This is a genomic window from Bradyrhizobium sp. B117, from assembly GCF_038969555.1.
Lineage (GTDB): Bacteria > Pseudomonadota > Alphaproteobacteria > Rhizobiales > Xanthobacteraceae > Bradyrhizobium.
The window spans coordinates 2,951,868-2,961,341 of sequence record NZ_CP152414.1 but is presented as its reverse complement, the minus strand read 5'-3'; the positions used below and the strand labels follow the sequence as shown (position 1 = coordinate 2,961,341).

At 59.7% G+C, this 9,474-nt stretch carries 18 protein-coding genes; 10 read left to right on the top strand and 8 right to left on the bottom strand.

What is annotated here, in order from left to right; translation table 11 throughout:
• Nucleotides 1-88: 88 nt before the first annotated feature.
• Nucleotides 89-292, bottom strand: a complete 204-nt coding sequence (locus AAFG16_RS14520; protein WP_342739554.1) for a hypothetical protein — start codon at nucleotides 290-292, stop codon at nucleotides 89-91.
• Between the two features lie 86 nt (nucleotides 293-378).
• Here AAFG16_RS14520 and AAFG16_RS14515 point away from each other — a divergent pair, with 86 nt between their 5' ends.
• The 5 genes from AAFG16_RS14515 (at nucleotide 379) to AAFG16_RS14495 (ending at nucleotide 3,111) form a co-directional block, all read left to right on the top strand.
• Complete coding sequence (locus AAFG16_RS14515; RefSeq protein WP_342739553.1) at nucleotides 379-558, top strand: hypothetical protein; 180 nt, start codon at nucleotides 379-381, stop codon at nucleotides 556-558.
• Nucleotides 559-637: 79 nt separating this feature from the next.
• Entirely contained in the window at nucleotides 638-871 is a 234-nt protein-coding gene (locus AAFG16_RS14510) for a hypothetical protein (protein ID WP_342739552.1), read from the top strand.
• Entirely contained in the window at nucleotides 868-1,014 is a 147-nt protein-coding gene (locus AAFG16_RS14505) for a hypothetical protein (RefSeq protein ID WP_283085164.1), read from the top strand. Before AAFG16_RS14510 ends, AAFG16_RS14505 begins: the two co-directional genes overlap by 4 nt.
• A gap of 198 nt (nucleotides 1,015-1,212) precedes the next feature.
• Nucleotides 1,213-1,431, top strand: a complete 219-nt coding sequence (locus tag AAFG16_RS14500) for a hypothetical protein (RefSeq protein ID WP_283085163.1) — start codon at nucleotides 1,213-1,215, stop codon at nucleotides 1,429-1,431.
• Between the two features lie 1,455 nt (nucleotides 1,432-2,886).
• Nucleotides 2,887-3,111, top strand: coding sequence for a hypothetical protein (locus AAFG16_RS14495; protein WP_283085162.1), 225 nt, complete (start codon nucleotides 2,887-2,889; stop codon nucleotides 3,109-3,111).
• Nucleotides 3,112-3,187: 76 nt separating this feature from the next.
• Here the strand turns inward: AAFG16_RS14495 and AAFG16_RS14490 are convergent, their stop codons facing one another.
• A complete protein-coding gene (locus AAFG16_RS14490) occupies nucleotides 3,188-3,454 on the bottom strand; it encodes a hypothetical protein (protein WP_342739551.1) in 267 nt (88 codons plus the stop codon).
• A 100-nt stretch (nucleotides 3,455-3,554) separates the two neighbouring features.
• On the opposite strand from AAFG16_RS14490, the gene AAFG16_RS14485 reads away from it, so the two are divergent.
• The 4 genes from AAFG16_RS14485 (at nucleotide 3,555) to AAFG16_RS14470 (ending at nucleotide 5,353) form a co-directional block, all read left to right on the top strand.
• Nucleotides 3,555-4,016: a hypothetical protein gene (locus tag AAFG16_RS14485; RefSeq protein ID WP_342739550.1), complete on the top strand. Its 462-nt coding sequence runs from the start codon at nucleotides 3,555-3,557 to the stop codon at nucleotides 4,014-4,016.
• Between the two features lie 158 nt (nucleotides 4,017-4,174).
• Nucleotides 4,175-4,387: a hypothetical protein gene (locus AAFG16_RS14480; protein ID WP_283085160.1), complete on the top strand. Its 213-nt coding sequence runs from the start codon at nucleotides 4,175-4,177 to the stop codon at nucleotides 4,385-4,387.
• Complete coding sequence (locus tag AAFG16_RS14475; RefSeq protein ID WP_342739548.1) at nucleotides 4,384-4,905, top strand: hypothetical protein; 522 nt, start codon at nucleotides 4,384-4,386, stop codon at nucleotides 4,903-4,905. The genes AAFG16_RS14480 and AAFG16_RS14475 overlap by 4 nt, the downstream gene beginning before the upstream one ends.
• Nucleotides 4,906-5,032: 127 nt before the next feature.
• Nucleotides 5,033-5,353, top strand: a complete 321-nt coding sequence (locus AAFG16_RS14470) for a hypothetical protein (protein WP_342739547.1) — start codon at nucleotides 5,033-5,035, stop codon at nucleotides 5,351-5,353.
• 421 nt (nucleotides 5,354-5,774) lie between these two features.
• On the opposite strand, the gene AAFG16_RS14465 is transcribed toward AAFG16_RS14470, so the two are convergent.
• The 6 genes from AAFG16_RS14465 to AAFG16_RS14440 form a co-directional block, all read right to left on the bottom strand.
• Entirely contained in the window at nucleotides 5,775-6,134 is a 360-nt protein-coding gene (locus AAFG16_RS14465) for a nuclear transport factor 2 family protein (RefSeq protein ID WP_283085159.1), read from the bottom strand.
• A 769-nt stretch (nucleotides 6,135-6,903) separates the two neighbouring features.
• Nucleotides 6,904-7,176 carry a hypothetical protein gene (locus AAFG16_RS14460; RefSeq protein ID WP_283085158.1) on the bottom strand — a complete coding sequence of 91 codons (273 nt, stop codon included), beginning with the start codon at nucleotides 7,174-7,176 and terminating at the stop codon, nucleotides 6,904-6,906.
• Nucleotides 7,177-8,062: 886 nt separating this feature from the next.
• Nucleotides 8,063-8,251: a hypothetical protein gene (locus tag AAFG16_RS14455; RefSeq protein ID WP_283085157.1), complete on the bottom strand. Its 189-nt coding sequence runs from the start codon at nucleotides 8,249-8,251 to the stop codon at nucleotides 8,063-8,065.
• A gap of 67 nt (nucleotides 8,252-8,318) precedes the next feature.
• Entirely contained in the window at nucleotides 8,319-8,537 is a 219-nt protein-coding gene (locus tag AAFG16_RS14450) for a hypothetical protein (RefSeq protein WP_342739546.1), read from the bottom strand.
• A gap of 61 nt (nucleotides 8,538-8,598) precedes the next feature.
• Nucleotides 8,599-8,895, bottom strand: coding sequence for a hypothetical protein (locus AAFG16_RS14445; RefSeq protein WP_342739545.1), 297 nt, complete (start codon nucleotides 8,893-8,895; stop codon nucleotides 8,599-8,601).
• Nucleotides 8,895-9,035, bottom strand: coding sequence for a hypothetical protein (locus tag AAFG16_RS14440; protein ID WP_283085155.1), 141 nt, complete (start codon nucleotides 9,033-9,035; stop codon nucleotides 8,895-8,897). Before AAFG16_RS14440 ends, AAFG16_RS14445 begins: the two co-directional genes overlap by 1 nt.
• Here AAFG16_RS14440 and AAFG16_RS14435 point away from each other — a divergent pair.
• Nucleotides 9,034-9,471 carry a DUF4238 domain-containing protein gene (locus tag AAFG16_RS14435; protein WP_342739544.1) on the top strand — a complete coding sequence of 146 codons (438 nt, stop codon included), beginning with the start codon at nucleotides 9,034-9,036 and terminating at the stop codon, nucleotides 9,469-9,471. The two genes, AAFG16_RS14440 and AAFG16_RS14435, sit on opposite strands and share 2 nt — an antisense overlap.
• The last annotated feature ends 3 nt before the right edge of the window (nucleotides 9,472-9,474 follow it).

The window sequence follows — 9,474 nt, the reverse complement described above, 5'->3', positions numbered from 1 at the left end:
TCTTGGTGTGCTCGCGATTATCAGCATGTTTCACGGCACGTTATTCTGAGTACGGCATGCCTTGCCCTGTTCGACGTCACTCGCCTATTCACGCCGACGGCCACCCACTGAAGATCGCCTTCGGCGAGATGCGTAAGATGGGCTTCGCGGCGTCCCGGTCTATTGCCACTGCGGCCACCAGGTTGAACTCGATGCGGATCGCTGGTCCGACGAGGTGCGGCCGGACTTCGAGCGCGGGCAACCCGCGGCTCGCGATCATGGGCACGCGAAACACGACCTGAAGGGTGGCCAAATCGTTATAGGCCAGAACAATTTTCGCCTCGACCTAATCAGAAGTGTATGGTCTGCGTCCCTCAGTAAGCGTTAGGGGCGTATTTTATGACCGGTTTCCAAGCCAAGTTGGAACGATTTGAGAGCCTCGCTACCGAATGCGAAATGATCGCGCACCGGGCGGTAGGTGGTGGCGATCGTGAACTGTACCTCCGCTTGAGCGAGCGTTATCGCGCCCAGGCGGCCGATATGCGGGCCCTGATTGCGACGATCGACGCCGCCGCCTAAGGGCGGTTCAAGCGCGCCCCGCCCTACTGGCTGGTCTCACGAATTCGAAGATCCGATCGAGGTCAACGGCCGCAAGCTAGTGACGCTGCGCGATGCCGGGGAGTGCATCGCGGCGCTGCCAAAGAAGGAGCATGACGCGCCAGAGTGGCAGGCGGCGATGGAAGCGCTGATCCTGGTCGCTGAGAACGGCGGCCCGGTCATCAAGGCCCGCATCGGCGTCATGCGGGCTTTGAACCGACATTACGTTCCAGCGTTCAACCCCAAGGGAAAAGAACCGCATTGGCGCCGGCCCAAGCTAAAGAGGGATCAATGACCGTCTTCGTGTACGTGAACACCGCCAAGCAGGTCGGTGATGCCAACCACGTCAAGGTCTTCGCTACGGTCGAGGCCGCGGAAAAGTGGTTCGAGGAGAACGACCCCGAGGGCGTTGCCTTTGAGTATGACGTTCTGGAATAGGTCGCTCGGACGGGCTCCTTTTTGCGCACTCTGCACAACATTTGTGCTCAAGGATCGGCGCGCAAGGGGGTTCATAGTTTGTGCGGGTCCTTGGTGCGACACCTCGTTCGCGCGAGCCTCGCGCCATCCATCCGCGAGCCCCCGCCCACCGTTAGGGAGCGGGGGCTTCGCTTTGGCATCCGTTGGACATCATGTTCCATGCCGCTGTTTTCGTTCAAGCTCATCAATTCCCACTTTGTCTCGGATTTTGGAGTGCATGACCTGCCGAGCGAAGCGGACGCACAGATAGATGCAATCAGGCTTGCTCGGTCACTGCGCGAAACTCGCCCGGAGCTAGTCGGCCTTCGCTATTCGATCTTCGTCAGTGACGATGATGGCAGAGCCGTGTGCACCATTCCCCTAGATGTTATCTTATGACGGGGCTGATCGGGCCCGCCGGCGAACCGGCGGGCCTTATACTTCGACGCCAAGTTCGATCAGAGCGGTGAAGGCAGCGAAAGCTCAATCGAGCCAAGCCTTAGCTCGATGCGCATCGTTCGCGGGAAGGCTCTGTTCGACGGCCCATCGGATCATCGCTTGCTCCTCCGATTCCATCTCGGGCATTTCGGCGACGGTTGGCGACTGATGTTCGTTGACGTCGGCATGTCGCCCCTCACTGACTCTGCATGTATGTGATCCTGATCCCCGGGCGGCGCCGAAACAAGACGCCAGCGCCACCCGTGAAGAGCGCAAACCAACTTTGGATCATCTCCGATCATTTCCCCTGTGGCTCGGTCAGGCAAATCGGCGAGTCCTGGTAGGCCTTTACACAGTTTCTGTACAATCGCTTTTCTATCGCATCGTCCAGTTGGCCGAAGATGGCGAGCAGCGCGAGCCCCACAGTGCCCGCCATCCCAACCGAACAAATTGCTGCGCGCTGCACGCGGCCCCACATTGACATGCCACTCGGTCATTGGAGAAGCAAATCTAGTACGAGCATCATTGGCCGCTGAGTCGGCTCTACATGCTCATAGAAATGAGGGCTGCCAAACCAACGGCGGCTATTCCCCACGCCAGCGCATGCAACATCCATGGCCGCATTGTCGCCTCCCGTCGGCAATGGAGGATGCGGACCGATTGCGTGCGCTATTTGAGATAAATCAAAGGCTGAAGATGAGCGCGGTTGCGGCAGCCAAAGTGAAAACTCCGGCGCCGATGGCAATCACACGCACTAGTAGTTCTTCGCCCATGCCTCACCTTAACCTAAGTTAAGCAGGCGTGCTATGCGATTTCTGCCAAATCTTCCCGATGAAGCACCCTCACGATCACTACCCCCGAACCACCGGCGGCTCGGCCTTTGTCCGAGCAAGACAGAGTGTGATACGTCCGTTCTGCCTGCTCCCTAGTCAGATAGGCTGCCCACTCTGTGCCGATTAGCGCGGGCCCCTTGCGATCTCGACCGTAAACCATCCAACCGACGCCGCCCATCCGGACGAGAAACCGGCTTGCCCTAACCCCTCCTTCACTGTGCACGTTAAGCGAGTAGGCCGCTCTCCTTCCCATGCTTTGTCTAGGTGAATCATGTCAGGTTCATTAACCCTCCGACGCACTCGGACCGGAACCAGAGTTCCAGGTGAGCCCAGAGCGACGTGAGTTGGCGAGACCCAAAGGCCGCAGGCGCCTCTTTCAAAGCAGATCAATTCATTCGCATTTGTCGATTCGTGCCTCCAATTCTGCTTCCAGGTCACTGGCGTCTTCGCGTATGGCTCGCCGTCGATCATTCCGAATGACCGGCTCGATAAGGATTTCTATTTGGTCCTGGAGGAGTTCCGGGATGGCGCAGCGTTTCGTGAGACCGACGAAGGCGTTACCTAGGCCACGCTGATCGGGGACATGCTCACCGGTCCATACGATCAGGTTCTTCGCGTCGTCTTCAATCCGGTCGAGGGGTGGTCGTGGGACGCCTCAGAGGATATTGCGCGCGAACTCGAGCGCCGCATTGCCGCCGAAGGCCACGAGATCTCCGACGCCTTGAGACACTTCGTCCAGAGCCAGCTCGGCCGCGCGATCGGCATCCAGTTGGCGCTCCCACTGCGGATGGCGAGCTATGCCACGTGAAGGCAAACCGCACGGCAACTGGCGCCCGCAACGCGAGAGCAATCACTTCATCCGCTGCACGATCCGCGGCGAGTTGCTAGACATGCGCGACCTCAGCGAGGTGCAGCAAATCGAGGAAGAGCCGACACAGCATTGAAGGGAGGTCCGAAATGGCTTGCGCGCGCTGCGCCGGCACGCACTGGGTTTGCGAGAACCACCCCGAGCGCACGTGGGAAGGTTCGAAGGCCTGCGGCTGCGGCGGCGCCGGTGCGCCCTGCCCCGTCTGCAACAGGGTTGGCGCCGACAACGAGATGCCATTGCTGCCAGACGGGTTCGAGACAAGCTTCACGACCACCGACATCATGCGTCCATTCCTTCGCAAGCCAACGAAACGATAGCCGCCTCTCGACCTTGACGCCCCCGGCCCAACCCCTTTGGAATAAGGATCTATTGGAGCAAGCGTCATGCGTATCTCGCCGTCGGTCGTGTCCGGTTCCGATCGGGACATCTATCTCGTGCTCGATGATTTCCGTGGACACCTTGGCCGAGCATGGACCGAGACGGACGAGGAGCACACCGACCGCAAGACCCTGCTGCGGCACCTCATGGAGGGGAAGTACAGCAATCCGGTCCGCATCGTCTGTTTCAACACTGGCGAGGGATGGTCGAGGGATGCCTCCGACGACATCGCGGAAGAACTGCAACAGCGCCGCGCCGACGGGACCGAAGTTCCGCCGACCCTCCAGGAATTTCTTCAAACCCACGGACGGCAGGCGGATATTCAATTAAAGCTCCCCAGGGATGGGAACAGTGCGAAAAGCGAACAGCCCGCCCTTAGATCTAGGAGTAGCCTTACCTACGCTTGGTGCAACCGACCAAGCACCTCCAGTCGCGACCTCGGTCAGTCAGTCTGCCAACTGCACTGACTGGGTGGGGGCGTTCCGGACCGCGCAAAAAAGATACCGCCTGATGGCGGGGTCTTCTTCGTTCCACGGCGCCCTGCCGCAACTACACTCCCGCTCGCTCATGTTGTAAATTTCTCGATCTCACACTGGAACGCGAATGTCCGATGGGAGAACGAGAAATGCCGCTGTTCGAGGTCAGCATCTGCTTCTGCACTCCCGGCCAAACATGGCACGAAGACACATCGAGGGACGTCACCACCGTCATCGAGGCGCGCAACGGAGTGCTTGCAGCCAAGACCGCACTGGACGGAGTTGAGTTTGACGAGCGCGCCGAGCTGATTCATTTCATCCATGTCGGCCGCCCGAGGGTGCCTCCCCACAAGCGACGATGACCTCGTTTGGCCTGCTGCTTGTTGCGGTCATCGGTGTCTTGTTCGCCGCAGCGCTCGTATCGCCAGCGGAGCGGCTCGCCTTTCTGGGCCGAGCCCCGCCGCATGGTCGTCATCTTGCTTTGGCTCGCCTTGTTCGTGCTGCTCGTGAGTCTCTGGTCGCGGATCGGCTGGTGATTTTCGCAGCCAAGGTGCTCAAGCGAACAGAGGCACGGCGTGAGGGTCCGGTAGGCTCCTGGATACTTGGCATCGGCAATGCGCCAAGCCGGCGGCCCCGGCCCCTCACACCTCAACCGCGCCCGGCCGGGGCCGATCGACCACGCTTGCCCGACTTGCGATGTTCCGCCCGGCACATAATCGCTGTTATGGCTCCGGGTTTTGAGTTCGCCATTCCGGTTAAGGGCAGCAAGGTTCCATCCGGTCCCGATTGGCTCCACGAGATCAAGCATGACGGCTACCGCATGAGGCTAATGCGGGAGAACGACCGGGTGCGCCTGATCACCAAAGGCGGCCACGACTGAACCAAGCGCTACCCGTGGATCATCGAGACCGCGCTTAAGATCCGAACCAAGCAATGGCACATCCGATTTCGATGCCCTGCATTCCCGCAAGCACGACCACGAGGTCCAGTTCTACGCCTTCGACATCTTGGCCGCCGACGGTGACGACTATCGCCGCTTGCCGCTGAAGCTGCGCAAGCCGAACCTCGCGCGGCTGTTGCGCAATCGCAGCGAGCGCATTCAAGCCGCCCCATTCGAGCAAGGCGAGATCGGCACCGACCTCTTCCGGCACGCTTGCATCATGGGATTGGAAGGCATGGTCTCGAAGCAGGTCGACCGCGCCTACCGCGAGGGACGTTGCAGGCGGGGAGCGCGATCGGTCTCTCAGCCACCGACGCCTACTAAAGTCTTGGCCGTTGATGGTTATAGAAACAAACCCTTGCGCGAAAGGTTGCTGGAGAAACTTTGACCAGCATGTTTGTGATGCTCACTGTTCGCCTGATCGCGCCCACTGACTACTCCGTCCGCGAAGACGGACGGCCGATCGGCCGCGTCAGGCTGGCTCACGAACGCGCGCCCGCAATTTGGCTCTGGCACGTGACCGTGCCGCTGCCTGGCCCGCCATATGGAGACGCGCACAGCCTCGATGAGGCCAAGGGCCGTTTCAAGGTGGCGTGGGAGGCTTTTAAGGCGCAGCAGAGTGCGGAGGTTCTGTCGCGGGCCTACGAGGCTATGGGCCACGCGAGCCGACCCGCTCGATGGGCCGCGACACGTTAAGCCTGCGAACGGAGTATTGAGCCGCCCAAGAGGATGGTTCCAAGCAAAGCCGAAACTCACCCGATACACACGGAGGCCGCGGTCCCGCGCCGCATCGCGACAGCCTTTGACCCTTAACAGACTCCGCCTTGGCGGGAGCTGGACTTGGCCTGATGTGTCGGCCTGCAGCTCAGTGTCCTGATTTTCCCGGCATCATTAAAGTTCAAGACCGCCTGCACTATGTTTTCCCCGCTGACGTACGAGATCATTGCGCCACCGTGCAAGGGCTGAAGATTATCCAGCTCGGTCGCTGGGTGTTCCTGCAGACGGCTAGCCCAGTAGCCTCGCAGGTTTTCTCTGCCGGAGATCGCCAATTGGTCACAATCGCAGTAGACCACGGCATCTTCGGCGTACATTTCGAGTAGCGTTTCGATATCGCCGGCGCGGTAGGCGTCGAACCAGTCGACGGCAGCCGCCATCGGGTCAAAAGACATGCAAGCACCTCCTGCGCCAGAAACAGAAATTGGCCGGGGTACCCAGCTCAGTCTCTTCGCGACTCGACACGAAATTTTTCGTCTTCACTCGGACAAGCCCATATGCCGAATGCCATAGGGCGGATACTTATCCGCTGGTGATGGCCACTCGAATTCGAAAATGCGCGTTCGAGACGAAACCGTGGCAATAAGCTAGGACCGAACTCCGATTCAAAAACTGAACCCAGGATCAATGACGACTACGACCCCATTGACGCGAGAAGCACATCTCAAACGGTGCAAGGAAAACGCGCTCGCGTTCTGAGCGTTGGCCGAATATGATGGTGGACATGCACGAGAGCCCGAGCGGCGGACTACCTCGTGAAATCCACGCATTCGGCATCGCTGTAGCGACGGCTGGCGACACAATGGCTGTGCGAGCGTACATCGAAGGCTTTATCTGATAGCCGTTCGGCGTCCCGCTCCATGCCCGTCTTGGCCCCAAGCCGCAGTATGTCAGCTATTCCGTCGCTGTAGGGCGTAGCGACGCGCTGATCCGCGGTAACGTTTGTGAGTCATGCGAGTGGCGAAGAGAAAGTTTGGGCTCAAGGCCGCCAGCGTCCGCTCCGCGACTTGTTCAGCTAGCTCCTTCGACTCCGTCGAGGCGATCGGCCGGCCGTCGCGCGTTTTGAGCTTTTCTTCGTCAGTCTGATGGGGTCATCCTTGGTCACGATGCATATGCCATCTCCGGCAAAAGCCCGCCCGCGAAACCTGCGCCGGCGGGCTGTTCTTACTTCTTGGTGTCGTGCCCCTTCGACTTGGTGTCGTTCATCGTCGCCGAGGGGTTCGCAGACGTTGGGCTGCTCGAGGCGCCCTGGCCGGTGGTAGCCGCCGGAGAATCGCCGCCACCTCCGCCGGAACCGGAGCCCCCGCCCGCCCCAGCTCCCGCACCCGCTCCGCCGCCAGCGCCACCACCCGCGCCGCCGCCTGCGCCTTGAGCGGACGCTGCCGCGATCGAGCCGAACACCAGTGCCGCAGCCAAGGCAATCTTTGCAATCTTCATTGTTGCAGTCTCCTGTTGAAGTTCGCTTGAAACTCGGTCTCCGGGTGAACGTTCCTCGCTCGATGAGCCGCATCATCGCCGCGCCATCGAGGCCGAGTTTTAGGAGTTCGAGCCGCTGCTGCTCGATGGCACCTGGGCGGCGGCTCTGTCACGCTCCGGCTCTCCATCCTCGTTTCTTCTGGCCCGACTGCGCAATGGATCGGCCTGTCCACGCAATGTCGAAAGCGGCAAGCCCGAACATGACAAGCAGCGCTGCGTTGAGAAGAATCTAACCGAGCTTGGTGCTGCGCATGGGCGGCTCCTTCGCGGGGCAACCGAAGCACAAGCGGCAGTTCCCTTTGGAGCGTTCAATTAGGCACTTTCGACCGCGGCAGTTGCATTTCGAAGAATGGCCGCACCGAAGTCGGCTTCAGCGATGAGGCAGCGCGCGGCTCATCCCTGCCCCGTCAATCGGAGAAATCGGACATAAAGATTCTCAACGCGGTCGCCGTTGGCGCAGCCCTCATCACGACATCCACTGCCAGCGCGCAAAGCGGATCGGGGACATCCCGCGCGAGATTGAGCATCAATTCATCCGGCACCCGCGGCGCGACAGGCGCCGGCGCATCAAGCTTGGATACGCCGGCCGATAACAATGGTGGCGGATCGAGCGCCCCGGCGACGGCCCCAAGGCTAAGGACGCAGTCACGCCCGGAAGAAGCGCGGCTCGGAATGTTTACTCGCCGGCAGGGAAATAGGCTCTATGGCAACCGTGCAGGCCTCTGGTCACTTCGAATCCGAGTTGGGGTCAAGCGGCGACCGCCGAAAAGGCCCTCGCCACGGGAGCAGCGAGGACAGGATTTTTCAGAGGGAGGAGCCAAGCTAAACCGCTTCTCTCTTGGCGTTCCTAGTGATCCTGACGAAGTTGTCGCTCAATGTCGATTGCTTGATCTGCATTGCGTGCTCGCTTGAGCAAGGAGTTGCGTTCGTCGCCCAGAGGCTTTCCATCGGCCCGCTCACGCATTTCCTGTGCAAATTGCTCAAGCCGAGTTTCCAGAGAATCCGTCTGCTTGATTCGCCTGCGCTTCAATCCCATCGCATGTTCCTTCTGCTGACGAGTACCGATTGTACGTGAGGGTGCAAATTACCGCAGGAACATAAGTTTATTTCCGGCTTAGACCTTTGAATGAGCTGGCGCGGAGCAGTCCTTCGGAAGTTACGTCGCGATACTCGATTTCGGCAACAAACTTCGGCTCGACCCAAGTGGCCTTGGGTCTTTTGAGTTGCTTACTCAATCTACTCTTCGGGCTGACTACACTGTCGAGTGCATCCCTGATCTTGCGCGAGGTGGTCCGGCGCCATCCCGTGCCGACCTTGCCCATATAGCGCAGCTCCTTCCCTTCCTGTTGCCGAGATAGAGAGCGGCAACACCGGTGGGATCTTTTATGGAGCCGACCACGGGGAATTTGCCCTTCTGGACTGCCTTGATCTTCTGCCAAGCTTCAACCCGCTCCGACCGGTAAGGAGATCCACTCGCTTGGAGATGATGCCCTGGTAATTCAGCTTGCTGGCTGCCGCGAAGAGCACCTGCCCGTCGCCTTCATGATGCTCGCTGTAGAGGATGGGCTCCTTCAGTTTGGTGCTATCGATTAGCTCCTTGAGCAGCTCCTTACGCGCAAGCTGGGAATGTTTCCGGAGATCTTGGCCATCAAGCCACAGGAGATCGAAGGCGAAGTACACTAGGCGATCCTGATCCCTCTGGCGAGGTGGGCCTGCAGCTCGGAGAAGTTGGGTCGCCCCTCGTGGATAACGACGACCTCACCGTCAACGATGGCCTGACCTTCGATGTCGAAGGCGCCGGCGATGAGAAAGCAAAGCATGACAGCTCGCGCGCATCATTTCGTTCCTCGCTGTTCCCTCAAGAATTTCACGACCAATAAGAAGATTACGCTCGTTGATCTCGACACCGGTGATGAGTTCACGACGAACCCGGAGAACGTTGCTCAGGAGCGCGACTTCAACCGGATCGAAACCGACGATCTGGCTCCGGACGCCCTCGAGATGGCACATGGCCAATTTGAAGGTGAACTGGCTCCGATCCTCCAATCGGTGGTCAACGGCAACATCGATGCAACCAAAGAGGATTTTGATTCAATCCTAAACCTCGTCGCGCTGCTTGCGATAAGAAACCCTCGCTACCGAAGCCCATTCAGCGAGTTTCAGGACAATGTCCGGCAACAAATATTGCAGCTCACCAGCGCCACTAAGGAGCGCTGGGAAGCACACATTGAGCGCGCCAACGCCGCTCGGCTTTGATTT